This is a genomic window from Butyrivibrio sp. (genome assembly GCF_024699075.1).
The window spans coordinates 1-26,809 of the sequence record NZ_JAILQF010000236.1 but is presented as its reverse complement, the minus strand read 5'-3'; the positions used below and the strand labels follow the sequence as shown (position 1 = coordinate 26,809).

Here is a 26,809-nt window from a genome sequence, read left to right as displayed (position 1 = left end):
CACCCGTCCGCCACTAAGTTATTCAAGATTCTGCCGAAGCTTCATCAGCGAATAACTCCGTTCGACTTGCATGTGTTAGGCACGCCGCCAGCGTTCATCCTGAGCCAGGATCGAACTCTCAGTTTTAAAAACGAAAATCATAAATGATTTCCTTGAGATTTCTTTCTGGTTCAGAATTACACTGACTTAAATCAGAATAATTCTGCTCCACTGTTATTCTCATAACAGCTTGATGGTGGCTAAACCATCAAAAATTTACTTTTGGTTTTTGTTCTTCTGAACATTCTGTTCTTCCAAAAAGAAGAACTGGAATTTTCAGGGTTGCATTACTGTTAAGTTGTCAAAGTGCTTTAAGTGCTTCTATTTAGTAGCTTTAGAAGCTCTTTTGTCTTGGCTTTTGTCCGCCGCAACGTGTTATATCTTAACTCGTTGTCTTTGGTTTGTCAAGAACTTTTTTTATTTATTTTTCTCGCTTTTTGAAAGAACAAACTTCTCTCAAGCGGGCGTTATTTAGTATATCATCCACTTAGTATGAATGCAATAACTTTTTTAAAAATTTCAAAAAAATCATATCAAAAAATCATATTCTTTTGTTACCGGACAGACGCCAATTAAAAAGCGGATCTACAAGTCCCTTTAAGCTTATGCTTTCCAGAGTCCTTAGATCCGCATTTTATGCCTGATTATTTAAAAAAGAAATATATGAGCACGATCGCTCCAAGTATTATTCTGTACCATCCAAATACCTTGAAGTCATGCTTTCTTATATAGTTCATAAGGAACTTAATTACAATTACGGATACAATGAATGCTACAACCATACCAGTAAGAAGTATTGCAATTTCTGATGCACTGAAGGCAAGTCCAAATTTGACGATCTTAAGAAGGCTGGCGCCAAACATTACAGGAATGGCCAAAAAGAATGTGAATTCAGCTGCAACTGTTCTGGATACACCGATCATAAGAGCTCCTACTATAGTAGAACCACTTCTTGAAGTTCCTGGAAACATTGCTGCTATAAGCTGAAACAATCCTATTATAAACGCTGTCTTAAAATCTATATCATCAAGTGTCTTTATAACCGGTTCTTTTCCTTTGTTCTTGTTCTCGACAATAATAAAAAGAATACCGAAAAGGATTAGCATTGTTGCTACAACATAACCATTATACAGGTGTTCATCGATCCAGTCATCAAGTATGAGACCTACTACTGCTGCCGGAATACAGGCTACAAGTATCTTAGCCCATAGCATCCATATTTCCTTCTTGTTAACTCTATGTTCTTTCCTGGCTTCTTGACTAAAATCCCATGGAAAAATCTGATTCCAGTAAAGAAGTACAACTGCAAGTATTGCTCCAAGCTGTATTACTACAAGAAACATATTCCAGAAATCTGCTGAAACATCCATTTTGACAAATTCGTCCAAAAGGATCATATGTCCTGTAGAACTAACAGGAAGCCACTCTGTTATTCCTTCAACGATACCGTATAAAACTGCCTTGATTACGTCTAACATTTTCTACCTCTCAATTACTTATTTTTTTCTTTATCACTAAAGCTGTATTGAGAAAAGCTATTATCCGAGACCGTATACTTCTTTGGCAAACTGTCTGAGTTTTGGCATAGCGCGCTCAACTTTTTCGGTGTCAATGCAATAAGCCATTCTGAAGAATCCAGGTGCACCAAAATTATCAGCAGGAACCAGTATAAGGTCATAATCCTTAGCCTTATTGCAAAATGCAACAGAATCATCCTCAAGTGCCTTTGGAAGAATATAAAATGTTCCTCCCGGCTTTACTACAGTAAATCCTATATCTACAAGAGTGTCATAGATGATGTTCATGTTGGTCTCGTATACTGAGAGATCTGAAGTCATATCACATACTCTGCCAACAGCCTGCTGTATTATGGACGGAGGACAGTTATGTCCTATTCCTCTTGATATCTGACCACACATAGGAACTATATAGTCAGCATCGTCAGCTTCCGGATTAACTGCTATATAGCCAATTCTTTCTCCGGGAAGTGATAAAGCCTTCGAAAAAGAGTAACATGAAAGAGTGTTTTTGTAAAATTTTGAAACATATGGAGCATCAGCACCCTTAAATATAATCTCTCTGTATGGCTCATCTGATAAAAGATATATGGGATGTCCAAACTCTTCTGCTTTCCTTGTCATAGTTTTGGCAAGAAATTCAAGAGTAGCTGTCGAATAAGCTATTCCGGACGGATTATTAGGTGTATTTATAAGAACTGCCATTACGTCACTTGTAAGCATTTCTTCAAAAGCATCTGTATTGATCTGGAATGTCTCAGTATTTGCAGGAACAACCTTAAGCTTGCATCCTGCGCCTTCTATATATGGCATATATTCAGGGAAAAAAGGTGCAATAGTAAGAACTGTATCGCCAGGCTTTGTCACTGCTCTTACAGCATGTGCTATAGCACCGGCAGCACCTGTCGTAGGAAATATATGATCAGCTGTATAGCTCATACCAAATCTTCTGTTCAAAGATGCAGCAATTGCTTCTTTATATGATGGATCTCCAAGTGTAGGACTATAACCATGAAGCTTCATAGGGCTTTCGTCCTCAAGCATATGGATCATAGTATCTGTAAACTGGATTGGTGCAGGTACTGATGGATTTCCAAGAGAAAAATCAAATACATTTTCATATCCGATTTCCTTTCCTCTTGAAGATGCATATTCTGCTAGATTTCTGATTACATTTTTGGCTCCAAGCATTGCTTTGTATTCCTGATTGATCATTTTAAGCTCCTCCCATTCCCCGGATTTATTATAAAAAAATTATTTGTCTCAAAAAATCATTGTCTGTTTTGACACAACAGATTTATATTAACATATTTATACAATAAAATCCCTCCCGGATAGATTTTGGATAAATCCATAATCTTCCCTGGAGGGATCACTTGATTTATTTTAACATGTTATTTTAATTATCAGAATCCGCCGAATAATGATGCAACATCTTCTGCAAATTCCATAAGCTCATCTTCATCAGCATTACCAAGGTCTAAAGCATCTTCAGTATCAACCTTTTCGATGTTAGCACCCTTTGTAACTGCAATTGTAAGCTTGAAGTCTTCAAGATCTGATGCATAGTAAGAATATGTATCATACTCTATATCATCAAACTCAAGTGTGAAGCCGCCCTTAGTCTTTTCATAAGTACCTGAAATAGTCAGAGAACCTGAATAATCATCAGAATATGTTAATGATATCTCTCCTGAGTTCTTATCATATTCCATCTTACTTGTCTTCTCGCCGTACTGATAAACTTCCTGAGTGATTACTCCATCTTCCTCTTCACCCTTAACTTCATATACAGTCTCTTTACCGGACTTAACTTTCATGTTCTGAGTAGGGAAGCTTCCACCTTCGAAAAGGATTTCTATTTCATCTCCGCCCTTTTCCTCTAATATAATAGCAGCTATCTGGTTTTTATAAAGATAGAATGTGATATCAACTTCAGCTTCATCAGTAATATCATCTGTGATCTGCTCGATCATATCTTCGAGATCTGTACCTGAGAGTTCCTCAACAAGCTCTACGATCTCTTCATGATTATCAAGAGCTGTCTTGTACTCTTCAAGAATTGCTTCAACAGCATCCTTATCAAGTGTTGTTACATATCCGCTACATTTAACATCTTTGCCATTAACTTCGAATTTTTCTGAATCTACTTTTTCGAACTCAAGAGTAGCAAGTGCTTTTGAATTAGCTTTTTTGATATCACTTACAAGGCTGTCTGAATCTGCCAGAGTCTTAAGGACTGTGTCGATCTGATCAAATGTAACTGCTCCGTCAAGAAGATCTTCAAGATCACCATCTTTCTCTTTTGTAAAATCATAATAGATAGGGCTGCTAAGTCCGTTCATGTCAAAACAAACTTTAGACTGATTCATATAAAAATTAAAGTCCATAGAAACAACGCTTACTCCGATATCACCGGTTAAAGACATTTCCTTCTTGGTCTTTGCATAGTTTATGTTTGCATCAACATTAACGCCATCGGCTTTACCGCTAAATTCAACATCCACCTGAAGATCATCAGCAGATTCTGTAAGAACAGATGTATCCATAACTGATGACTCCTTGAATGTGTTAATAAGAGCCTTTTCAATCTTAGTTGAAGGTGAACCAAACATTCCTGCAACCTTAACTACAAGTAAGATAACAAGAAGAGCAACAAGTGCTACTGCTCCAATTCCAAGATATAATGCAGTTTTCTTTTTAGGTTCCTGTGGAGTATTTGGAACATTTCCAAAGGACTGACCCTGATAAGGTGTCTGATTAACAGGCTGACCTGTCATTGGATCAAAGCTTGGTCCGTTCTGAGTGTTGTTTACAGGCTGGCCTGTCATCGGATCAAAGCTTGGTCCGTTCTGTGGCTGCTGTACCGGCTTACCTGTAGCCGGATCAAATTTAGGCTGCTCATTTCCTTCAGGAATAGGCTGACCTGTCATTGGATCGAATTTCATAATATTCCTCCTCTAATGAATAATGATTAAATTACCTTTGAAGCTGATAATTCGAGTTTTAAAAAAATCCCCTTTTTCAAAACTTTCATTTTTATATTAATGTCACGTTTGTAATTCTATAATAATTTTCATTGTATTTCAAACAAATCCGACGAAACGACAAATTTATGCGACGAAATGCATTTTTTTGCCAAAAATGGTAATTTTGTACTCATTTTGCTATTATGTAAAAGTCAATATACCAACATATAAGGAAGCATATCTATGTCTGCAAAAGAAAAGATTCTTGAACTATTAACTTCAAATAAAGGTTCATATATTTCAGGAGAAGAGCTCGCCTCATCTATTGGAATCTCACGAGCAGGAGTATGGAAAAATATAAAAGCCCTTCAAAATGAAGGATATCTTATAGATGCTGTTACCAATAAAGGCTATTGTCTTAGTAGTAACAATGATGTATTTGATGAAAAAAAGATAAGAAGTTATCTTACACTTCCTATGGAAAATATAGACATAGTAGTTCTTAAAGAGACAAGCTCTACAAATTCTCTAGCTTATCAGTATGCTCTTCAGGGCTATAACGAGGGCCTTGTGATACTTTCAAGACAGCAAAGTCTAGGCCGCGGCCACAAGGGACATACCTTCTATTCTCCTTATGGTTCCGGTATATATTTAAGCCTTCTATTAAGGCCTTTAGACTTAACCCAGCAGGATACGGGATTTATAACCTGCATGAGCGCTGCTGCCATGTGCAGAGCATTAAGAGAAGTATCCGGCAAGGATGTAGGGATCAAGTGGGCTAATGATCTTTTTCTAAATGATAAAAAAATCTGCGGGATCTTAACTGAGGGAGCTCTTGATCTTGAGAGCGGTCTTTTAAACTTTTGTATAACTGGATGCGGCGTTAATCTCTATCCTCCCAAAGACGGTTTTCCAAAAGATATTTCTGATATTGCAGGAGCTCTTTTTGATGACTATCAAAGTGATGCAGGAAGCATGATCCCGGCATTTTATATAAACTACTTTTTTGAATATTATGAAGAATTCAAAAAAGGAAACCACGAGGGTTTCCTTAATGATTACAGAAAATATTCTCTTATTATAGGTAAAGATATCCTTCTTGAAATGAATAATAAAAAATATAAGGCTCATATCACTTCAATAGATGATAGCTGCAGACTTGTTATCGACTACGAAGGCAATAAGGATTTCCGATTAGAACCAGGTAAGGGCAGTATTAAAGAAATATATTAAGAATCTGCCCATTTTTTCATGCAAATAAATTCAGTATTCTAAGGTAGGCTCCTGCAGGGAAAAGATATGATATAAGCTTCATGGATGGCACATATTCTGCAAGATCTTTCCATACAGGGCAGATAATAAACTGAGCTATAAGAAGGGTCAGTATCCAGGCCATATAGCTTATGCCATTATTCATCAGCTTTCCAAATATATATGTCCATATCACGGCTATTAGTACAAAAATCAGATATAAAACAATATCAGGTGCAATAGCTATTGATGGATCGAGTATTCTTATAAGGACAAATCCAACCATAGCCGGAATTATTATTCCTGTAATCTGCATAAGGACTTCAAACCGTGTTCTTTCTTTAGAGGGCAGGGCTTTTGAAACTTTCCCTGCTGTTCCATAAAATTTCTCGCTTCCACCAAGTAAGAGCTCCATTGTGATAAGTATCATTACAAGTCCTCTTAAAGACTGCATCTTCTTTTCACCGGATGGAACAACATTACCTTCTATAGTCTGATAGTCTGCGTTAAAAACTTCATCTCCTACAAGAAGCCTGTCATAATCACTTATAAGCGCTTCCATGAGCTTCGTATCATCAGTTCCGAAGATTTCTTCCTGCTCATCTATAATAAGAATACGTCCATATATCTCAAAGAATTCTGCAAATACGGTTTCCTTGGCAACTTCGCCCTTATTGGTATAATTAGATCTTACGTATACAATAAGGTCATCGGTATCGCAAACAACTATTTTCTCATCAAAATCATCAGTTATGATAAAACCGCATTCACTTCTTCCACTTGTAACTTCTTCTATAAGTTCCTCATAGCTTTGTACACGCTCAAATTCAAAAATAGTATCATCCATGTCAGAAGCTGCTATCAGGCTGTCAATAAGCATATTACTGTAATCTTCTGCATCACTTGATTCGTTTTCATTGTAAAGTACAACCCTTTTATTATTGGCATCAGGCGCTGTTACATAATAAAATGAAACAACTGCAAGAACCATAAAGGCAGCGATAACCCAGAGAAAAGGCCTTAAAAGCTGCCTTTTAAGAAGAAGTAAAAACCATGTTCTGTCTCGTCTCAGGAGTGTATTTTTCTTATCTGACATATGATACCTCCTGTTCCGAATATAAGTCCTATAATAAATAGCCACATGACGTTTTCAAAAGACTGATATGAAAAAAGTATCTGTGAAAGGCCAGTTCTCCACATTCTCATAGGCATAAGCATACCTGCCTTTTGAAATGCTTCCGGCAAAAAAGCCATTGGAAAAATGCATCCTGACATAAAAGCCATAAGGATAGCACTAAGAATTAGTATCATAGCATTCTGAGCTTCAATATTTGAAAGGGAATATATGAAATGAAAGAATCCTGAAAGCGAAAATGCTATAAGTAAAAGTCCCGGTATTATCGCTGGTTCAAAATAAAATCCCAGGGAAATACCCGAAACTTTAGTATATATCAAAATCATACATATCATCATTATTGATATTATAAATACCATGCTTGTCATAACAAGTATTCTTACAATACCCGTCTTTACAGCACCAAGACCGTTAACTCTAAGCTTCTTCCTTACTGTTATGTCATTGCCTGCATAGAGATTACCAAACATAAGTCCGAAAAAAAGAAGTATCATTGCATAACCTGAAGCAACATAATACTGCATAATACTATCTTCACCAAATGCTGATACAGAAAATTCATCTATAACTCCGCTTCTGTCAAGGGCCTTACTTGTAAAAAGATCTGTAAGAAGATTCTCCATATCACTTCTTGATATAACCATCTCATAGCCCGATATCCATGTATCTGTAACAGAATATATACCGGCTTCTCCAGTTCTTATAAGGGATATTCCATTTCTGACTTCTTCATGGAAAACCTCTGTATTAAGCTCTGTATCAGAAGGAAGAAGGACTATGGCAGGTGTATTTATTCCTGTCATGACATCATTAATAAATGTATCTCCAAGGATTATCGCAGCCTGTATACTGCCATCTTTAATTCCTTCTTCTGCTTCCTGCCTTGAAAGATAGGTAAAGGTAGCGATCTCATCAACGCTTTCCTGCATCTGTATCAGGGTAGAAAGCGCCCTTAAAGTATCTGTCTCATCACTTTCAGGAAGGACCATTGCTACAGTGACTTTTTCATAATCCGTCAGATGCGTCATAATAAAACCGATTCCGGCCATCCCAAGTCCTATGACAAGGGCCATCACCATTATCGACAGCAGCATGTGTCCAAAGCTTTTCAGCATCCTTTTATATTCAATTCGTATATATTCACGAAGGTAATTTTTGCTCATAAATATTATCGTCTTTGTGTAAGCACACCATTTTCCATACTAAAAACCTTGGTGCTGTCATTCATTTCAAGTTCATCATGCGTTGCTACAACTATGATTCCGTTACCTTCTCTGAAAGTCTTCATCCAGGTACGGATCTCTTTTTTGTAATAAATATCAAGTGAAGCCGTAGGCTCATCCATGATAAGAACAGGAGGATTACCTACACATGCGCAGGCGATGGCAACTCGCCTTTTCATGCCGCCTGAAAGCTGCGAAACTTTCTTTTTCAAAATATCATCAAGATAAAACTCGGCAATAAGTTCATCTGAAGGCCTTCCCCTTTGGCCGCTCCAAAGGCTGATATTGTCCTGGACGCTCAGTTCATCAAGAAGAGGATTGTCCTGGGGAAGATAGCCAGTGAACTGCCTGAAAACAGACTTCTTTACATCTGATCTGTTACCCCAAAAGGATATGGTGCCACTTGCAGGCTTATCTATACCCGCAAGGATCCTAAGAAAAGTAGACTTACCGCTTCCGTTTCTTCCGATGATCGCTATCTGATCGCCAGGCTTTGCATCAAATGAGATCCCTTTTAAGACCTTATTGCGTCCATATGCTCTTGTTATATCTCTTACTAAAAGCATGCTATTCTCCGTCTGCCCTTTACACGGGCTCTTATCTAAGAAAAAAGCCTCGCTGCCACTATTTTAGCAGCGAGGCCAATGTAAACCTCATTAAATATCAGGCATCAAGCTTTGCTGCAGCTTCAAGAGCAACCCTTATCATATCGTTAAAGCTTGTCTCACGCTCCTTGGCTGTAGTCTCCTTTGCTGTTACAAGGCTGTCTGAAATTGTAAGAAGACATGCTGCATGCTTTGAAAGGACATTTGCATTATGGAAAAGAGCATAGCTCTCCATCTCAACGCATACACAGCCCTGCTCCTTATTGATATCTTTGAATTTGCTATATCCGTCCTGATAATAGAACACATCACCTGAATGTATAGGTGCTTCCAAAACCTTGATTCCTGACTCTTTAGCAGATTCTGCAATAACCTTGTTAAGATCCTTGTCAGGATACATAAGCTCTGAATCTGCGCCGCCCTGCATCTTGGCATAGCTTGACTGGCTATAAGCCTTGCTTGCAAGAACAACATCAAGAAGATCCACATCAGCTGTGTAGGCTCCTGCTGAGCCAACTCTTATGATATTCTCAACATCATAGAATTTATAAAGCTCATAAGAATAGATACCTATACTTGGCATACCCATACCTGAAGCCATTACTGAAACAGGGACTCCTTTATATGTTCCTGTATATCCAAGCATATTTCTTACATCATTAACAAGTTTTGGATTTTCAAGAAATGTTTCTGCGATATATTTAGCTCTGAGCGGATCTCCCGGCATAAGAACTGTCTTTGCAAAATCTCCCTTTTCTGCGCGATTGTGTGGTGTACTCATAATATTCCTCCTAAAAAACCTGTATGTTTATTTACATGGTAAATTACTACTTTACTGATTTTAAGAATCGCAAATGAATTTTATACAGATATAGTTCTAAATCAATCAAATGCGATTTACAATTCACTATTATAACTCATACTTCGCACTTTATAAATAATTCAAACTTCACAATATATACCTATGCCATCCCCTTGCAAATTTGATATCGCAGGCAGTTAATAAAGAATTTTCAAGCTCCTTAAAAATGCACAGTTTTTTTATCCTATTTTTGTAAACTCTTACAAATGGTGTTCGAACACAGGCTTAAAATCTTTATTTTTCTACCATTTGTTCAAGTCCTTTCATGGCATGAAAACAGATAATCTTCTTGACATTTAAATGTAAGGGTTTTATATTTTATGTAAGAGCTTACATTATCTTTTTTTACAGACAAAGGAAAAATTTTATGAAAGAATATATAAGAATTAATGATGCAGACAATGTGGCAGTTGCTCTGACACCTCTTTCAAAGGATAAGACTATCGATCTTGGCGACTTATCAGTCACTCTTATTCAGGATATTCCCCAGGGACACAAATTTGCACTCACAAGTTTAAAAGAAGGTGATGCAATAATTAAATACGGCAACCAGATCGGTATTGCCAAAGAAGATATCGAAAAAGGCAGTTGGGTTCACACTCACAATATAAAGACTGCTTTAGGAGAACTTCTTGAATACAGCTACAATCCCGTTAATCCTACTGTTGAAGAAACAGAGGAAAGATTTTTTGACGGATTCAAAAGATCAGACGGTAAAGTCGGCGTAAGAAATGAAATATGGATCATCCCTACAGTAGGCTGCATGAACTCAGTTGCAAAAGCAATTGAACAGCAGGCTCAGTCACTTGTAGGCGGAACCCTTGAATCAATATTTGCTTTCAATCATCCTTATGGATGCTCCCAGATGGGCGATGATCAGGAGAATACAAGAGAAGTGCTCGCAGATCTTATAAGACATCCAAACGCAGGCGGCGTCCTCGTTCTTGGTCTTGGCTGCGAGAACTCAAATATAGATGTTCTTAAGCCTTATCTTGGCGACTATGATGAAAAGAGGATCAGATTCCTCGTAGGTCAGAATTCAGAAGATGAAGTAAGCGATGCTCTTGATATCCTCTCAGATCTTGCAGAATATGTTAAGACATTTAAGAGAGAAAAGTGCAATGCCAAGGATCTTATAATCGGCATGAAATGCGGAGGTTCCGACGGTCTTTCCGGAATCACAGCCAATCCAACAGTTGGCGGCTTTTCTGATATCCTCATCGGCAAAGGCGGAACTACTATTCTTACAGAAGTACCTGAGATGTTCGGTGCTGAGCAGCAGCTCATGAACAGGTGTGCAAACGAAGCTCTCTTTGATCAGACAGTTAGTCTTATCAACGACTTCAAGAACTATTTCAAGGCACACAATCAGACAATTTATGAGAATCCATCACCCGGAAATAAGGCCGGCGGAATCTCAACTCTTGAAGATAAGTCCAACGGATGCACTCAGAAGTCAGGAAGCGCTCCTGTCAAGGGAGTTCTTAAATATGCAGAGCCTGTCAAAGAAAAGGGGCTTAACCTTCTCTCTGCTCCCGGCAATGATCTTGTTGCTTCAACAGCACTTGCAGCATCCGGCGCACAGATAATTCTTTTTACAACAGGAAGAGGAACACCTTTTGCAAGCCCTGTTCCTACAGTTAAGATTTCAACCAATAATGCTCTTTACAATAAGAAAAAGAACTGGATCGATTTCAACTGCGGAACGATCGTTGAGACAGACACAGTTAAGGGCTTATCTGAAAAGCTTTTCGAATATGTCCTTGAAGTTGCTTCAGGCAAAGAGGTTAAGTCAGAAAATGCCGGTTATCACGATCTTGCAATCTTCAAACAGGGTGTAACACTTTAAGACTTATTTTTAAGTCATAAGTTTTGTGGATCAGGATTTATAAAACTTAAAAGCTCTATAAATCATTACGAACATATTATTTCTATTAACATATAAGAAAGAGGGAAAAAAATGAAAACGTTAAGCTACAATACACTCAAAGAAAATGGATATGATGGATATCTTTTAGAGGATGCTCCTGAAAGAGTACTTCAGTTTGGTGAAGGAAACTTTCTTCGTGCATTCGTTGATTACTTCATCGATCTTATGAACGAAAAGGCAGGCTTTAATTCAAAGGTTGTTCTTGTACAGCCTATCGCTGCTCCTATGGTTCATGACATGATCAACAATCAGGATGGCCTTTATACTCTTTACCTTCGTGGTCAGGAGAATGGTCAGGCTGTTAACAAAAAGAGAGTTATCTCATGCGTATCCCGCTGCATAGATCCATATGCAGAGTTCGAAGCTCTTATGGAATGTGCTGATAACCCGGAGCTTAGATTCATTACATGTAATACAACAGAAGCTGGTATCCAGTATGATCCTTCATGTAAGTTTGAAGACAAGCCTGCTGCTTCATATCCGGGAAAGCTTTGCCAGTTTATGTACAGACGTTTCCAGAAGTTCGGTAATGTAAAGGGTAAGGGTTTTATCATCCTTTCATGTGAGCTTATCGATAACAATGGTAAAGAGCTTAAGAAGTGCCTTCTTCAGTATGCAGATCAGTGGAATCTTGGAGAAGACTTCAAGAAGTGGATCGATGAAGAGAACATCATCTGCTCTACACTTGTAGACCGTATCGTTCCAGGTCGTATCAGAGACGCAGAAGAAGTTAAGAAGATTGAAGAAGAGAACGGATATCATGATGATCTTGTAGATGTTGGTGAAGTATTCGGTTTCTGGGTTATTGAAGGACCTCAGTCTATCAAGGATGAATTCCCGGTAGAAAAGGCTAATCTTCCAATCCTTATCTGTGATGACCACAAGCCTTACAAGCAGAGAAAGGTTCGTATTCTTAACGGAGCTCATACTTCTTTCGTACTTGGTGCTTACCTTGCCGGTGAAAATATCGTTCGTGACTGTATGCATGATGAGATAATTCACGGATTCATGGATAAGCTTCTCTATGATGAAGTTATTCCTACACTTACACTTGATCCTAACGACTGCAAGCAGTTCGCTTCAGATGTAACAGATCGTTTTGCTAACCCTTATGTTGATCACCAGCTTCTTTCAATCACTCTTAACTCTACATCAAAGTGGAAAGCAAGAGTTATGCCTTCTTTCAAGGGCTATGTTGAGAAGTTTGGAAAGCTTCCTGCTTGTATTACTGCATCTTTTGCCTTCTATGAGATGTTCTATCATCAGGGCAAAGAGCTTACAGATAAGGGACTTGAAGCAGTTCGTCCAAATCCAGCTGTAACTCCTGTAGTTGGCGGACCAAATGAGTATGTAATAAGCGATGACAGATCAATCCTCGAGTTCTACTATGAGCACAGAAATGATGATGTAAATGCACTTACACATGCAGTTCTTACAAATACAGATTTCTGGGGCGAAGATCTTACAAAGGTTGAAGGATTCGAAGAAGCTGTTGTAAAATATGCTAAGATGATCGAAGAAAAAGGCGCATACGAAGTAATGAAATCCTGCCTTAACTAAACTATTCATAAATCAAAGTTAATATTTGATCATTTATTTGCGGCGTAAACATAATAAGGAGATTAAAATTACGGATATAAATTTTAATCTCCTTAACTCTTTTCACAAAGAATGTAAGGACAAACATGGAACACAGTAATCCGCTTTTAAGAAATATTGATTCCCCTAAATTTATAACAATAGGCGAAGTTATGCTCCGCCTTACACCTCCTAACTATGACAAGATAAGAGTTGCTACAAGCTTCGATGCAAGCTATGGCGGAAGCGAAGCTAATATTGCACTGGCACTTGCAAATCTGGGAATCGATTCGACATTTTTTACAGTAGTACCTGATAATAGTCTTGGTAAATCAGCGGTCAGAATGTTAAGGAGTAACGACGTACACTGCACTCCTATAATCCTGACAACTCCTTTGGAGACACCAACACACAGGCTTGGTACTTACTATCTGGAAACAGGATACGGAATAAGACCAAGTCAGGTAATATATGATCGTAAACATTCTGCATTTAGTGAGTATGATTTTAGTAAAGTCGATATAGATGCACTGCTTAATGATTTTGACTGGCTTCATTTATCAGGAATAACTCCTGCTCTTTCTAAAAGCTGCGGTGATTTTATCTTAAGCTGCCTTAAGGTAGCCAAAGAAAAGAATATCACAGTAAGTTTTGATGGAAACTTTCGTTCAACACTTTGGACCTGGGAAGAAGCAAGAGATTTCTGTACGCTGTGTCTTCCATATGTTGACGTATTGTTTGGAATTGAACCATATCACCTTTATAAAGATGATGAAGATCATAATAAGGGCGACTGGAAAGATGGAGTTCCGCTCCAGCCTTCTTTCAAAGAACAGGATCAGATATTCAGACATTTTGTAGAAAAGTATCCTAACATCAAATGTATCGCAAGACATGTTCGTTATGCCCACTCAGGTTCTGAGAACAGCTTAAAGGCTTACATGTGGTATAACGGCGAGACTACAGAATCAAAGCTCTTCACCTTTAATATTCTAGACAGAGTAGGTGGCGGTGACGCATTTGCAAGCGGACTTATCTATGCAATGATGAAGGGATATGATGCAGATGAGATGATCAACTTCGCAGTTGCATCATCAGTTATCAAGCATACTATAAGAGGCGATGCCAACATAACAGATAATGCTGACACAATAAGAAATATGATGAATATGAACTACGATATTAAACGTTAAGTTTGATATAAATTTACCCTCAATTTTATATTTGGTTAAAAAATTTGTCGCACAGAGCTTTGATGTTCTGTGCGACAAGTTTTTACAGTGCAGCTTTGATCTTCTCGATCATTTCTTTGTATTCATCATCTGTAAGGAATTTCTTCTGAGGATTCATCTCAAAAGTTGTATTCCATTCAAATTCATCCTTGTACTTGGGAACAAGGTGCATGTGAAGGTGACAGCCTGTATCAGCATATGCACCGTAGTTGACCTTATCAGGATTAAAGGCTTTATGGATAGCCTTTGAAGCTCTGTTTACATCAGCAAAAAATGCTGTTCTGTCTTCATCTGAAATATCAACCATCTCACTTACATGATCCTTGTATGCTACTATGCAGCGGCCGGGATGGCTCTGCTCCTTAAAAAGAATAAGTGAGCTTACGGAAAGATCACAAATATAGATTCCGAAAGCATCAAGGTGCTCATCTCTCATACAATAACCACAGTTTACATCTTTTTTAATCTCTGACATATTATTCCTTTCCTATAGGACGTTGTATCAGTATTCTATTCGTCCATATCTTTTATATATTTTTAAAATATATTTACCTATAACAGTCATGATCTTTACATATCTTGTCGTCAATTTCGAGGCATACATTGTCTGCACTTATAGCAATAGCTCTTGCAGCAAATATTCCAACATAGACATATTCCGGGTCAACGGCTGTAAGCGTATAGTCATAGCCGGCTGTTACTGCTTCATAGCCTTCAATCTGTGCTTTATAGCCGTCTCTTGTAGACTCAATTATCATATGTCTTGTATCACCTGCTGAAGGCTCTTTGTTAAGCTTTCCACCTTCTACGTCAAGCTCTCCGCTTTTCCTTGCAAAGGTATTACTTCCCAATGGATATAATGAATTGAAAAGTACTCCTGCGCAAACATAGTCTCCAAGCAGTTCTCCAGTAACCTGATCTATATAAATATCATCTCTTACCATAAGGCCATATGCAGTAAAATCGCTCGGCCCACCTGCTTTATTAAAGCTTTCAAGCGTTATATCAGCACTTAATCTAAAGCTCTTTGAAACAGGAACTCTGACATAATACATCGCGATACCGTCTGATTTACTTGATATCTTGCCATTATTCCTGGTATTACCGGCAGAGATGAAAAATCTTCCATCTTCATTTTTTAATGTAAAATCTTTGTTGTCTCTAACAGTTCCGCTTAAGTCTCCAAAGCAGGTTCCATACCATACATTACCATTTGTATCATATGCTTTGGGCCAGTAACTGCTTCCCTTGTCAGGTCGTACATACACAGGATCCTTATACTCTTTATTGATAGACTTATCTACCCAGTATCCGGCATTATCTATAGGATCTGAATACTCGTCCTTAAGATATGATGAAAGAAGCGATGAGCTTTTCTTTATATCATTTGCAACAAGATAGGCATTAACAGCTGCTCCGTACAAACTTGTATGAGTCTCATCCACGCATATCTCTCTGGATCCCGTTCTTGCATGCATCATCAAGGTATCATTAATAGGATCATCATCCCTGTCTACTTTAAGTGCTATGTCAACTGTCTGTCTTGTAAGGTCACATACAGGAATCCCAAGGTCTCCGCCAAGATCCCTTACTGCCTTGGCATAGTCACCGTCAGATGTTACATGAACGAAGTCATCTTCATATTTACAAGTTTTATCTCTTCTTGCAATAGGAGTAGCAAGTACCACTGACGCACCTTTATCATTTGCAGGTTTAATATAGTATTCGTATAAACTGTTGGCAAAAGATCCTCCTGTATTCTTATCACCACTTGCTGATGTAAATGTCGCATCTCCTCTTTTCTCATCATTGTGGCCAAAGCCTATAATAAGAAAATCGCCCTCGGTTATACCATCTATAAAAGTCCTGTAATTATCGGTTACTCTAAAGCTCTTGGAGCTGGTACCTGATATTGCAAGATTCATGATCCTCAGATCATCTTTAAAATACAGATATAGTGCAGCTCCCCAGCCTACTCTTGGCATATAGTATTTATCATTGAAGCTTGAAACCGTACTATCTCCGACAACCCATAAGGTTGATTTATATTCCTTAGTCAACTCTACTCCTTATTGTCCGGCTGTACTGTTATAAATATCAAATAATTTCCCGGCCGGATTAAGGCCGGGAATTATCAGTCACTGTTTTAAGTTTACCGGTTCTATATTATCAGCAGCCAATTATCTCTTTAACTGTTGCTGCGATCTTCTCATCCTTGCAATCTTTGAAGAAGTTCTCTGCAAACTTCTCACCTGCAAAAGCTCCCTTTACAAGTTCCTGATCAAGACCTTTAAGGATAACTGACATATCCTGAACATAAGTTACTTTCTTAACTTCATCAAGGATCTTCTTATTTCTCTGCTCAGGTACTACTCTTTCCTTAGGATATCCGCCACCAAATGGCTCTGACCAGAGCTTTTCAAAGATATATTCAAGGTTAAGATCTCCGCCCCAGCCAAATCCAAGAGCAAATGGAAGTGATACAGCATTACCATCATTGATCTGTGCAAATGTGTATGCATCAAGAGGTGTCTCAACATGTCCGCAGATAACACCAGGGAATGAATTAAGTGCAAGCATTGCTCCTTCACCTGTTCCACATCCTGTTACTACGAAATCTGCAGCGCCACTGTTTAAAAGTGTTGCAGCAAGAATACCATTCTGTACATATGTAAGCTGAGCTGCATCATCAGCTGAGTACATACCGTAATTAACTACTTCAAAACCCTTGCTGTCAGCAACCTTCTTAAGTGCATTATAAATAACTGCATTCTTGGCTGCCTGTGAATTCTCGTTTATAAGTGCGATCTTCATATTTACCCTCCAATTTGTTTTAAACAAAGCAGGCGAACTTAAAACCAGTCCGCCTGTGATGTACTATTTCTTTAGACTATTACGTCATTTTACTTAGATCAGTCATTAACCTTTACATCTGGCTGCTCTTCTACTTCATCAGCAAACTTTGATTCGTCAAGGTTTGCAGGATCCTGTCCGATGTAAGCAGAGATACCACCATCAATATATACAACCTGACCATTGATGAAATCAGAAGCAGGAGAAGCAAGGAATACTGCAAGTCCCATAAGATCTTCTGTGTGTCCCCATCTCTGTGCAGGTGTCTTACTACGGATGAAACGATCGAATGGAGCCATTGATCCATCAGCCTGTTTCTCACGAAGAGGAGCTGTCTGAGGAGTTGCAATGTAACCAGGTCCGATTGCATTACACTGGATGTTGTACTGACCATACTCAGAACAGATGTTTCTTGTGAGCATCTTAAGACCGCCCTTAGCTGCAGCATAAGCTGAAACTGTCTCACGGCCAAACTCTGACATCATTGAACATGCATTGATGATCTTACCTGACTTCTTCTCCATCATATCAGGAAGAACTGCCTTAGAGCAGATGAATGGACCTGTAAGGTCTACGTTGATAACAGCGTTCCACTCGCCAATGCTCATCTCGTGCATAGGGATTCTCTTGATGATACCAGCATTGTTAACAAGGATATCGATTGAACCAACCTTCTCCTTAACATCAGCTACGAACTTCTGAACCTGCTCTTCGTTAGTAACGTCACATACTGCGCCGTATACTTCGATACCAAGCTTCTTGTATTCTTCATATCCTCTGTCTACAAGCTCCTGTTTGATATCGTTGAATACGATTTTAGCACCTGCCTCAGCATAAGCTTTAGCATAAGCAAGACCAAGACCATATGAAGCGCCTGTGATCCATGCAACCTTTCCCTTAAGAGAGAACTTGTCAAGAATGTTACTCATAATTTTTTCCTCCGTTTTGATATGTACTATTTATGTTAGTTTATTTTAATAGGCACAAAGAACTTCCCTATTTATTCATTTTCTTTTCCCACCTTTATTTAAAGATAGGAGTTATATACATTTGATATATGACGATTACAGAAGATCCTGCATTCTTACTTCATCCATATCGTCGAAGTCCTGATTTTCTCCAACCATTCCCCAGATGAAGGTGTAGTTTCTTGAACCTGATCCTGCATGAATTGACCAGCTTGGTGATATTACAGCCTGCTCATTACGCATGATGATATGTCTTGTCTCCTGAGGTTCACCCATATAGTGTGTTACAAATGCATCTTCAGGCATATCGAAGTAAAGATATACTTCCATACGACGGTCATGTGTATGACAAGGCATTGTATTCCAAACACTACCTGGCTCAAGGTGTGTCATACCCATTTCAAGCTGGCAGGACTCAACCTGACCCGGAAGGATGTACTTGTTGATTGTACGATGGTTGGCATCTTCCATTGTTCCAAGTTCCTTCTTGTTCTCAGCCTTGATCTCTACATCATATTCTTTCTCAGCCTTAGAATCCTTAAGAATTCGCTTTGTAGGATATGTCATATGTGCAGGTCCTGAGCACATATAGAACTTTGCAGGATTAGATGCATCCTTTGATGCAAATACGATATCCTTTGTACCCTTACCGATGTACATTCCATCGCGTGCTGCGATCTCATAAACCTCTCCATCAGCTGTAACTGTTCCGTCACCACCGATGTTGATGATTCCAAGTTCTCTTCTCTCAAGGAAGTACTGAGCACGAAGCTCGTCACCTGCTTCAAGCTTAAGCTCCTTGTTTACAGGCATTGCTCCGCCAAAAATGATACGGTCTATATGGCTGTATACAAGCTTAATCTCATCTTCAAAGAATACCTTTTCAACGAGAAATTCTTCTCTGAGTCTTTTTGTGTCGTAATGTTTGACATCTCTTGGTGATGCCGCTGTTCTAAGTTCCATTTCTTGTAAAACCTCCTTACCCGATAATACTTTTTATAATAAAAATATTATTTTGCGATACTATACTTAAACTGATAATTATTTATTCAAAAACTTATTTTCATATCCTTCAATACATCTTCTTGATACTTCTGCACTATCAGGTTTCGTATCTTCAAGTGTTGCATGAATATGATCTTTTCTTGTAAGAGCAAATTTGACAATCTCAGAATAATCCATATCGCCAAGTCCGCATCCCATAGATTTAACTTCATTTGCATCAAGTCTGCAGTCTTTGAGATGGATCATTGCAATATCTTTGCCAAGAATGTCTATAGTTCTTGCTATAGTCTCATTTCTCTTATCGTACTCATATGGTGATATAAGATTAACTGGATCAAATATGATCTGAAGATTTGGTGATTCTATCTGATCAAGTACGATCCTTGCTCTTTCAGGTGTTGATACAATATGACGCCATACAGGCTCAATCGCTATTATCTGACCTACGCTCTCAGCATACTTAACTACAGGCTTTAGACCATCAATAAATATTTTGAGTGCCTCATCAGATTTGGTTGCTTCAGGTTCATAATGATAATCTTCATTAGGCATACCTGTTTCTGTTCCCACAACTCCGGCTCCAAGAATTGAAGCAAATCTGAGATTTGCCATATATTCTTCCTGAATTGCCTTAAGTTTATCCTTAGATGGATTAGCCAGATTCTTGTAGCATCCGATTACCGCAACATCAAGATCTGCGGCTGCAAACTTCTTCTTAAGCCACATTGCATAGCCTGGAGTAAGTGCTTCTACGGATGATGGAATATCCTTAACTTTGGAAAGAGCAATATGCACACAGGAAAAACCCTGATTTCTGATATTTTTAAGTCTCTCTTCAAAGGGAACTTCCGCAGAATCATGGAATCTAAGTCCAAGTTCGATCATAACCTTCTCCTCTCTGTAGCCTTGTATAGCATGTCTATAAGATGACATTACTACTATACACAAGGCTCTTTTACTAATACTTTTGACTCTTAAGTCATATTATTTAATAAAACCCCATATTTACTTTAGCATAAATTCTGAAACACTGTTTCGCCTTATGGAACAAATATCATGCAAAAACGACCATTTCAATAATAAGAATCCAAAAAACTATTATTACTGAATTCCCTTTCTTACAAGGGCATCTCCATCCTGACCTTCTATATCCACATTATTAAGGATAAGATTTTGGACATTTTCAGCATATATTCCGGCTTTGCTGGTATCCGGAACGCCATTAGACATAGCCGGCTGACCTGCTCCTGCCTCCTTTTTATATCTGACTTTTACATTCTCCATCAGGATCTCCTCAATTGGAGACTCAGGAAGTCCCAGATAATATCCGGCTGCATACTCAGTATCAACCGCATTTATATTTCTGAATACAAGATGTCCTATTGAAGGAGTTCTGTCATCCTTTGGAAGTTCCTGCCTTGACTGAACATAATCAGTCTTACCGTCTGGATCGCAGAAATAAAAGCTGTTAACTACAAAAGGAGTAAGTACATGATCCATCTCTATATCTTCAAAAACTATGTTATCAAGAACAGAATCTTTGCCTCTTCCTCGTCTTGTCTTGATCCTTAATCCTCTGTCTGTATTATGGAACAGGCAATCCTTAACCTTTACATTATTAACACCACCTGCAATCTCAGATCCGACAGTTACAGCACCGTGGCCTGATTCCATAAGGCAGTGTGCCACAAGCATATTGGAAGATGGAAGTTTATGCTTTCTTCCCATATATATCTTGCCGGACTTTATTGCAATACAGTCATCGCCAAGTGAGAAGTGAACACCAAGAACATTCATGCCATCGCATGACTCTGGATCGAATCCGTCAGTATTTGGCGAGTTCCAGGGATTTTCAATCTTTACATCTATTACATCTATATTTTTGGAAAAATAAGGATGAAGTGTCCAGCAAGGTGACTGCTTAATAAGGAGTCCCGCAAGCATAATATCACTACAACTATTTACAAAGAACATATTAGGTCTTGCAACTGTAAAATGCTCTTTATCAATCTTCCACCAGTCTTCAAAACCTGCATTACCATTCAGGGTTCCATGACCATAAATTGTGCAGTTATGAGCTTCAAATCCGGTTATCATTGAAGCATACTGGCGAAGCGGATTGCCTTCCCAGCTTGCAAAGTTATATTCATCTTTTTCATCATAGCTTCTTACAATTCCCGGAAGGATTGGAAGCTTTGTCTTATCCTTGGTGCCTATAAGCTCAGCGCCTTCTGCAATTTCAATATTTATATGTCCTTTTATAAAAAGAGCTGTTACAGCATATTTGCCGGACGGAATAAGTACTCTTCCATCATTTGGACATACGTTTATTGCAGTCTGAATGGCAATGGTATCATCGTGAACTCCGTCGCATACAGCTCCGAAATCCATAACATTCATTGTTGCAGTCTCAGTCCCTGTATGAAAAGATATATTGTCTGATTCATACTCACTGCCAAACTTTATTTCGTATTCCATATCTGGATAAAGACCTGTAATAAGACTTATACAGCGATCTGTTGTACCCTTAACTGTTTCAGGTCTTGGAATTATCCCATTACCCTTTGGAATTATCTCATAGTCATATTTATTTATTGTATTGTATTTACCGCCATCATCTATCTTAAGAACAATAAAACGTGCGCCGGTTCTAATAATATTAAATGCCATGTCGACCTCTTTTACTTACTTTTCCTTATTTACTAAAGGCTGTTGCCATCATAAGAGCCCCTGTATATCCAGCATCTTTATGATCAGAATTCTCTTCAGGATCAAATGCTTTTTCAAATAATGAATCAGCCAGAGCCTTATACTTTTCTGATGATATATGACCTTCTTGTATACTTTTTAAAAGAATATATGCAGAAATGATAATATCTTTATCTTCAAGTTCAAGTACCTTTTCAAAGTCCTCATTCTTAAAGAACAGTTTTTCAATACCCTGTCTTAAGATATCTTCCAAAAGCCTGTAATCTTCATATATCTGAATACTAAGTACGCTTAGGCAATCAACAACAGATTTCAGAAAAAGGATCTTATCTGAAAGACCTATACTTCTTTCTTTATCATTATTAACCAGTTCAAATGCATCTCTGAATCTGTCACAGATATCATTATATCCGTTCTTCTTGTTCCATCTTGTTTCGTAATCAGTGTAGAAAGGCATATAGTTCTGGAAATTCTTAAGACTTGAAGCCTTAACGCTGCTATCATCGGACTTTAGAAACTTAGAAAGCTTTTTATAGATCAGGCCAGAAAATTCTTTATATTTGTCTTCACCTGTTTCGTCAAAAGCAAAGTCACTCATAATACCTATATCAAATAAAGAAAGACCATTTTCATCATTATCATAAGTCTTATCAAGAAACTTTTCTTTTTGCATGATAACTGAATCCAAGTATCGTATTACATAGTCAAAATAAGCTTTATCCTTGGTCATTTTGTACATGCATACACATCCGTTTAATACATATGCATGATCAACTACAGGTATATCAACATCCAAAGGCGCATTACTGATATAATTCTTAGCTATGCCAATAAGCTTTTCATGTGTTTCACATCTCATTATCAAATATTCTCCCAAAGCCGAAAAAATAAGCATGTAAGTACTTACATTTATAAGTATTATACACGTTTTTATGTGGTTTGACGATACAAAATTTCTAACTATTTTTTGAGCAATATTACAAATTTTTTTGTAAGTTAAATAAGTTACTTTCCATGCAATTTGCAGATTCAATAACAAAAAGGCGAAAGAACCTTGCAGCTCTTTCGCCTTTCCGACTATGAGTAACAGCTTTTAAACTGATACTGCCGATAATATCGAATTACCTTGCCTGTTTATAATAATCAGGCATATGAATAAAACAAAATCTTAATATGATGCCAGGATTACTCCTTAACCGCACCAACATTTACACCCTTTACAAAGAAATCCTGAAGGAAAGGATATGCTGCCATGAATGGAAGGATAGCACATACGATCGCTGCATAGTAAAGAGTTTCCTGTGCTACGTTGTATTGTGTCGTCGGAGTATCACCATCCATGATCATAACTCTGAGCTGATACTGGAAGTTAACGAACTTAGTGTCAGTAATATAAATCTGAACTGTACTATAATCGTTCCAAACAGTAACAGCGAACATAAGTCCGATTGATGCAAGTGCTGCCTTGGAAAGAGGAAGTACTATCTTGAAGAAGATTCCCATAGGGCTGCAACCATCAATCTTAGCTGCTTCATAAAGTGAACCAGGAATTCCTTCGAAGAAGTTCTTCATAAGTACAAGGTTATATACGTTCATACCATGTTTGAAAACAAGGATCCATGTGTTATTAACAAGACCGAGCTGTTTCATAACAAGGTATTCAGGAATAAGACCACCGGAGAAGATCATAGTTACAAGAAGGAAATATGAGAAAAATGTTCTTCCGGGCATGTCATACTGGTTAAGTACATAACCACCAAGTGTTGCCATAACAAGACCAACAAGTGTTCCTACTATTGTAGTCCAAACTGAGTTCCAGAATGGAAGGTAGAGCTTGGATGTCTGGAAAATTGTCTTATATCCATCAAATGTTGGCTGTGTAGGCCAGAGTTTGAACTGGTAAATACCAACAGCGTTGAATGAATCAACTACAACCTTCCAAAGCGGAATGATAATGATAAGTGAAATGATTATAAATATAAGATAGTTGACAACATCAAATACATGTATGCCTGACTTCTTATGTAATTTTGCTTTTGCCATCTTCCGCGTCCTCCTTAAATAATACCGCGTCCGCGGACTTTTTTACTTGCATAGTTACTAAGTAACATGAGAATACAACCAACTACTGATTTAAACAAACCAACCGCAGTAGTATAGCCGTAATCAGGAATGAACTGCAGGAATGTCTGACGATATATGTAAGTGGAGATAACATCTGCTACATCATATACACGTGAGTTATAAAGAACGAATACAGGCTCGAAAATGTTAAGAACCTTAGCTACGTTAAGAATAAGTACGATAATGATTGTATTAGCAAGTTCAGGTACAGTTACATACCAGATCTTCTGAAGTCTTGAAGCACCATCAATATCTGCTGCTTCATAAATCTCAGGATTGATTCCGGCAAGAGTTGCAAGGAAAATAACTGTTCCCCAACCTGTTTCCTTCCACATATTGATCAAATAGAATATTGGTCTCCACATTTTTGTAGAGTGAAGGAAGTCGATACTTGTTGAAATAACTCCCCATTCTTTTAAAGTCTCATTAATGAAACCTGTGGATGAATTGGATAAGAAAAGTGTAAAGATAGCTGCCACAACCGCATATGACATGAAGTGTGGAAGATATATAACTGTCTGGAATGCCTTCTTAGCGACGATATTGCCCATTTCATTAAGAAATACAGAAATTATAACTGCGGCAAATGTATTGATAAGAAGTTTTGCGATTGAAATAATTAATGTGTTTTTAAGAGCTGACCAGAATTCTGCTTTTGCAAACATAGTCTGGAAATTCTCAAGGCCTACCCATTCGATACTCTTAAGCTTATAGCTGTAGAAAGAATATCTTACACCAAGCATTGGCCAGTAGTACATGATAATAACAAAGATGAATACAGGGAGGAACATGAGGTAATATCCTCTTGAGTTCCACATTCTCTGTCCGAGAGGCTTCTTGTTTTTAACTACGCCTTCAAGAGCAAGATCAGCCTGCTTTTGCTTTTTACTCATAGTTTTGTATTTCCTTTCATAATGCAGTAAATCTCACCGTGTAATTTTCAGAAAAAATCCTGCCTCCGTATAAACGCGAGGCAGGATCAGAATTTCTGAATCTTACAGCCTTTTTACCTCAACTCAGGTCGTATGATATTACTGAGCGTTAAGTTCTTCAAGAATAGTAGCAGAAACATCACCATACTTGTCGATGTAATTCTGTACAGCCTGCTCAGGTGTGATGTCACCTACAACTGCCTGGTTCATCCAAGTTGTCTTATCTGTTACCATGTCTGCTTCGTAGTTAGTAAGAGTTTCGCTAGATGCTGCTGCAGGAGCGTCTACGCAGTTCTCTGTGAAGAACTGGTTACCTTCTACAACGAGATCTGTATTATCTGCATATCCGTTTGTAAGTGGAGCAATTACAAGGTTAGCATCAAGGAAGTTCTTCTTCCAAACTGTGTTCTCATCGTTAGGAGACTGCTTAAGGTGGAACTCACCTTCTGCATAGCTGTATTCCTTAGCATCTTCTGTTCCAGCATTTGTTGTGAACTCTTCTGCTTCTGTTGACCAGTGAACGCCTTCAGCACCATATGTCCAAAGTGTCTGTACTGTGTCGCCATCAAGCATTGTATCGAAAAGGATATCGAAGATAGCCTGCTCACGAGCGCTGTCTCCATCACCATCATCTGTGATTGTAAGAACAGGAGCTTCTCTGTTAAGGTATCCGCCCCAGCTGTCCTTGATCTCCTGGATAGGAGCAAGTTCAATGAGTTCAGAATCTACACCGTTTCCAATGAGCTTATCTGTAAGGTTCTGATACCATGTACCAGCCCAGTATGTGAATACACCTGAAGATGTTGACTGGTCATTTGAGAACCATTTTTCACGAGCCTGCTTTGTACCAGCTTCCTCTGTATCAGGATCGATAACGCCATCAGCATAACCCTGGTGAAGTCTTGTAAGAGCATCGATTGTAGCCTGCTCTGTGAAACCATCTACCCATGTACCATCAGAGTTCTGATAGAATGCAGGGTAAGCATCCTGCCAGAATTCAGGCATGTAGTTGATGTATGGAGCTTCATCAAGCTTACCGTAACCAGCAGCGATAACACCGTATGTACCAGCTGATCCGTTTCCATCAGGATCATCATTTGTGAATGCCTGAAGCATCTTGTAATAAGAATCGAAATCTGTGATATCAGCCTCAGTCATTCCTACTGCATCAAGCCATGCCTTCTTAACATATGTTACACATCCGTTACCATATGTAGGAGCGAATCCGTAAAGAGCTCCGTCTGAAGTCTTAAGATTCTCATTGATCTGTGTAAGTGTAAGACGTGACTGGAATTCTGCATTTGCATATGCATCAGACATATCCCAAAGAAGACCTGTTGTCTGATACTGTCTGAGCATTGTAGCGCTCATGATAAGAGCATCAGGATATTCTCCATCACCAGCTTCACCTGTTGTAAGGAGACGAGAAACTGTTCCTGAATAATCAGAGTGATCAAGCTGTGTGATATTAAGATCTACATGATAACCAAACTTCTCTTCGATTGCAGCTTCCCACTGCTCTACGAATGCATCCTGTCCTGCATCAACTGTAGCTGTGAGTGTTCCATCGAATACAAGGTTGATCTGGCTGAGCTGATAATCACTACCAGCTTCTGTTGAAGATCCGCTCTCAGTGTTTGAAGCCTGTGTTGAATCACCAGTACTGCTTCCTGTTTCTGTTGAGGATCCGCATCCTGCGAGTACCCCTACCATTGCTGCTGAAAGAAGCAATGATATCGCTTTCTTTTTCATAAAATTACCCTCCTTAAAAATGTATAGAAATGTAAGCGTTTTCACCAACTTATGTGTTTAATTTAGCATGTAAGAAGTACTATTTCAAGCTATATTTTCATAAATAATTGCCAAAAATGCAAACA

The 26,809-nt window shown here is 38.3% G+C and carries 22 protein-coding genes and 1 rRNA gene; 4 read left to right on the top strand and 19 right to left on the bottom strand.

The genetic code is table 11. The annotated features are described in order from the left end of the window. The 4 genes from K6G87_RS09590 to K6G87_RS09575 all read right to left on the bottom strand — a co-directional run. Positions 1-126: ribosomal RNA gene (locus tag K6G87_RS09590) — 16S ribosomal RNA — on the bottom strand; the annotation flags it as partial. A gap of 557 nt (positions 127-683) precedes the next feature. Further along, on the bottom strand, positions 684-1,517 hold the full coding sequence (locus tag K6G87_RS09585) for an undecaprenyl-diphosphate phosphatase (RefSeq protein WP_296836392.1): 834 nt from the start codon (positions 1,515-1,517) through the stop codon (positions 684-686). Between the two features lie 60 nt (positions 1,518-1,577). Beyond that, a complete protein-coding gene (locus tag K6G87_RS09580) occupies positions 1,578-2,771 on the bottom strand; it encodes a pyridoxal phosphate-dependent aminotransferase (RefSeq protein ID WP_296836390.1) in 1,194 nt (397 codons plus the stop codon). A 191-nt stretch (positions 2,772-2,962) separates the two neighbouring features. Continuing rightward, positions 2,963-4,504 carry a hypothetical protein gene (locus K6G87_RS09575; RefSeq protein ID WP_296836387.1) on the bottom strand — a complete coding sequence of 514 codons (1,542 nt, stop codon included), beginning with the start codon at positions 4,502-4,504 and terminating at the stop codon, positions 2,963-2,965. A 264-nt stretch (positions 4,505-4,768) separates the two neighbouring features. On the opposite strand from K6G87_RS09575, the gene K6G87_RS09570 reads away from it, so the two are divergent. Then, positions 4,769-5,758, top strand: a complete 990-nt coding sequence (locus tag K6G87_RS09570; RefSeq protein WP_296836384.1) for a biotin--[acetyl-CoA-carboxylase] ligase — start codon at positions 4,769-4,771, stop codon at positions 5,756-5,758. A 16-nt stretch (positions 5,759-5,774) separates the two neighbouring features. Here the strand turns inward: K6G87_RS09570 and K6G87_RS09565 are convergent, their stop codons facing one another. The 4 genes from K6G87_RS09565 to deoD all read right to left on the bottom strand — a co-directional run bounded on the left by K6G87_RS09565 (position 5,775) and on the right by deoD (position 9,520). Further along, positions 5,775-6,872 carry a hypothetical protein gene (locus K6G87_RS09565; RefSeq protein WP_296836380.1) on the bottom strand — a complete coding sequence of 366 codons (1,098 nt, stop codon included), beginning with the start codon at positions 6,870-6,872 and terminating at the stop codon, positions 5,775-5,777. Further along, positions 6,845-8,074, bottom strand: coding sequence for an ABC transporter permease (locus K6G87_RS09560; protein WP_296836378.1), 1,230 nt, complete (start codon positions 8,072-8,074; stop codon positions 6,845-6,847). Before K6G87_RS09560 ends, K6G87_RS09565 begins: the two co-directional genes overlap by 28 nt. Positions 8,075-8,079: 5 nt before the next feature. Continuing rightward, on the bottom strand, positions 8,080-8,700 hold the full coding sequence (locus K6G87_RS09555) for an ABC transporter ATP-binding protein (protein WP_296836375.1): 621 nt from the start codon (positions 8,698-8,700) through the stop codon (positions 8,080-8,082). A 97-nt stretch (positions 8,701-8,797) separates the two neighbouring features. Continuing rightward, on the bottom strand, positions 8,798-9,520 hold the full coding sequence (deoD, locus tag K6G87_RS09550; protein WP_296836372.1) for a purine-nucleoside phosphorylase: 723 nt from the start codon (positions 9,518-9,520) through the stop codon (positions 8,798-8,800). Between the two features lie 448 nt (positions 9,521-9,968). Here deoD and K6G87_RS09545 point away from each other — a divergent pair, with 448 nt between their 5' ends. The 3 genes from K6G87_RS09545 (at position 9,969) to K6G87_RS09535 (ending at position 14,302) form a co-directional block, all read left to right on the top strand. Beyond that, entirely contained in the window at positions 9,969-11,450 is a 1,482-nt protein-coding gene (locus K6G87_RS09545) for a UxaA family hydrolase (RefSeq protein WP_296836371.1), read from the top strand. 111 nt (positions 11,451-11,561) lie between these two features. Beyond that, complete coding sequence (locus K6G87_RS09540; protein ID WP_296836368.1) at positions 11,562-13,091, top strand: tagaturonate reductase; 1,530 nt, start codon at positions 11,562-11,564, stop codon at positions 13,089-13,091. 125 nt (positions 13,092-13,216) lie between these two features. Then, on the top strand, positions 13,217-14,302 hold the full coding sequence (locus K6G87_RS09535; RefSeq protein ID WP_296836367.1) for a sugar kinase: 1,086 nt from the start codon (positions 13,217-13,219) through the stop codon (positions 14,300-14,302). A gap of 82 nt (positions 14,303-14,384) precedes the next feature. Here the strand turns inward: K6G87_RS09535 and K6G87_RS09530 are convergent, their stop codons facing one another. From K6G87_RS09530 to K6G87_RS09480, 11 genes are all read right to left on the bottom strand, one after another. Next, positions 14,385-14,816, bottom strand: a complete 432-nt coding sequence (locus K6G87_RS09530) for an HIT family protein (RefSeq protein WP_296836365.1) — start codon at positions 14,814-14,816, stop codon at positions 14,385-14,387. Positions 14,817-14,889: 73 nt separating this feature from the next. Next, the gene (locus K6G87_RS09525; RefSeq protein WP_296836363.1) at positions 14,890-16,401 is read right to left on the bottom strand and encodes a carbohydrate esterase family 12 protein; all 1,512 of its coding nucleotides are present in this window, start codon (positions 16,399-16,401) and stop codon (positions 14,890-14,892) included. Between the two features lie 109 nt (positions 16,402-16,510). After that, the gene (locus K6G87_RS09520; RefSeq protein ID WP_296836361.1) at positions 16,511-17,155 is read right to left on the bottom strand and encodes an RpiB/LacA/LacB family sugar-phosphate isomerase; all 645 of its coding nucleotides are present in this window, start codon (positions 17,153-17,155) and stop codon (positions 16,511-16,513) included. A gap of 98 nt (positions 17,156-17,253) precedes the next feature. After that, a complete protein-coding gene (locus tag K6G87_RS09515; RefSeq protein WP_296836358.1) occupies positions 17,254-18,123 on the bottom strand; it encodes a gluconate 5-dehydrogenase in 870 nt (289 codons plus the stop codon). Positions 18,124-18,258: 135 nt separating this feature from the next. After that, on the bottom strand, positions 18,259-19,125 hold the full coding sequence (gene kduI / locus K6G87_RS09510; protein WP_296836356.1) for a 5-dehydro-4-deoxy-D-glucuronate isomerase: 867 nt from the start codon (positions 19,123-19,125) through the stop codon (positions 18,259-18,261). Between the two features lie 78 nt (positions 19,126-19,203). Next, positions 19,204-20,052, bottom strand: coding sequence for a sugar phosphate isomerase/epimerase family protein (locus K6G87_RS09505; RefSeq protein WP_296836353.1), 849 nt, complete (start codon positions 20,050-20,052; stop codon positions 19,204-19,206). Between the two features lie 216 nt (positions 20,053-20,268). Next, on the bottom strand, positions 20,269-21,837 hold the full coding sequence (locus K6G87_RS09500) for a glycosyl hydrolase family 28 protein (RefSeq protein ID WP_296836351.1): 1,569 nt from the start codon (positions 21,835-21,837) through the stop codon (positions 20,269-20,271). 25 nt (positions 21,838-21,862) lie between these two features. Then, positions 21,863-22,735 (bottom strand): hypothetical protein, encoded by an 873-nt coding sequence (locus K6G87_RS09495; protein ID WP_296836348.1) that lies wholly within the window; start codon positions 22,733-22,735, stop codon positions 21,863-21,865. A gap of 326 nt (positions 22,736-23,061) precedes the next feature. Next, positions 23,062-23,919, bottom strand: a complete 858-nt coding sequence (locus tag K6G87_RS09490; protein WP_296836345.1) for a carbohydrate ABC transporter permease — start codon at positions 23,917-23,919, stop codon at positions 23,062-23,064. Positions 23,920-23,933: 14 nt separating this feature from the next. After that, a complete protein-coding gene (locus K6G87_RS09485) occupies positions 23,934-24,893 on the bottom strand; it encodes an ABC transporter permease (RefSeq protein ID WP_296836344.1) in 960 nt (319 codons plus the stop codon). A 138-nt stretch (positions 24,894-25,031) separates the two neighbouring features. Continuing rightward, positions 25,032-26,684: an ABC transporter substrate-binding protein gene (locus K6G87_RS09480; protein WP_296836341.1), complete on the bottom strand. Its 1,653-nt coding sequence runs from the start codon at positions 26,682-26,684 to the stop codon at positions 25,032-25,034. Positions 26,685-26,809 lie beyond the last annotated feature (125 nt).

Coding starts and splice junctions, on each gene's coding strand:
- K6G87_RS09585 (WP_296836392.1), bottom strand. CDS start 1,517: ATGTTAGACGTAATCAAGGCAGTTTTATACGGTATCGTTGAAGGAATA.
- K6G87_RS09580 (WP_296836390.1), bottom strand. CDS start 2,771: ATGATCAATCAGGAATACAAAGCAATGCTTGGAGCCAAAAATGTAATC.
- K6G87_RS09575 (WP_296836387.1), bottom strand. CDS start 4,504: ATGAAATTCGATCCAATGACAGGTCAGCCTATTCCTGAAGGAAATGAG.
- K6G87_RS09570 (WP_296836384.1), top strand. CDS start 4,769: ATGTCTGCAAAAGAAAAGATTCTTGAACTATTAACTTCAAATAAAGGT.
- K6G87_RS09565 (WP_296836380.1), bottom strand. CDS start 6,872: ATGTCAGATAAGAAAAATACACTCCTGAGACGAGACAGAACATGGTTT.
- K6G87_RS09560 (WP_296836378.1), bottom strand. CDS start 8,074: ATGAGCAAAAATTACCTTCGTGAATATATACGAATTGAATATAAAAGG.
- K6G87_RS09555 (WP_296836375.1), bottom strand. CDS start 8,700: ATGCTTTTAGTAAGAGATATAACAAGAGCATATGGACGCAATAAGGTC.
- deoD (WP_296836372.1), bottom strand. CDS start 9,520: ATGAGTACACCACACAATCGCGCAGAAAAGGGAGATTTTGCAAAGACA.
- K6G87_RS09545 (WP_296836371.1), top strand. CDS start 9,969: ATGAAAGAATATATAAGAATTAATGATGCAGACAATGTGGCAGTTGCT.
- K6G87_RS09540 (WP_296836368.1), top strand. CDS start 11,562: ATGAAAACGTTAAGCTACAATACACTCAAAGAAAATGGATATGATGGA.
- K6G87_RS09535 (WP_296836367.1), top strand. CDS start 13,217: ATGGAACACAGTAATCCGCTTTTAAGAAATATTGATTCCCCTAAATTT.
- K6G87_RS09530 (WP_296836365.1), bottom strand. CDS start 14,816: ATGTCAGAGATTAAAAAAGATGTAAACTGTGGTTATTGTATGAGAGAT.
- K6G87_RS09520 (WP_296836361.1), bottom strand. CDS start 17,155: ATGAAGATCGCACTTATAAACGAGAATTCACAGGCAGCCAAGAATGCA.
- K6G87_RS09515 (WP_296836358.1), bottom strand. CDS start 18,123: ATGAGTAACATTCTTGACAAGTTCTCTCTTAAGGGAAAGGTTGCATGG.
- kduI (WP_296836356.1), bottom strand. CDS start 19,125: ATGGAACTTAGAACAGCGGCATCACCAAGAGATGTCAAACATTACGAC.
- K6G87_RS09505 (WP_296836353.1), bottom strand. CDS start 20,052: ATGATCGAACTTGGACTTAGATTCCATGATTCTGCGGAAGTTCCCTTT.
- K6G87_RS09500 (WP_296836351.1), bottom strand. CDS start 21,837: ATGGCATTTAATATTATTAGAACCGGCGCACGTTTTATTGTTCTTAAG.
- K6G87_RS09495 (WP_296836348.1), bottom strand. CDS start 22,735: ATGAGATGTGAAACACATGAAAAGCTTATTGGCATAGCTAAGAATTAT.
- K6G87_RS09490 (WP_296836345.1), bottom strand. CDS start 23,919: ATGGCAAAAGCAAAATTACATAAGAAGTCAGGCATACATGTATTTGAT.
- K6G87_RS09485 (WP_296836344.1), bottom strand. CDS start 24,893: ATGAGTAAAAAGCAAAAGCAGGCTGATCTTGCTCTTGAAGGCGTAGTT.
- K6G87_RS09480 (WP_296836341.1), bottom strand. CDS start 26,684: ATGAAAAAGAAAGCGATATCATTGCTTCTTTCAGCAGCAATGGTAGGG.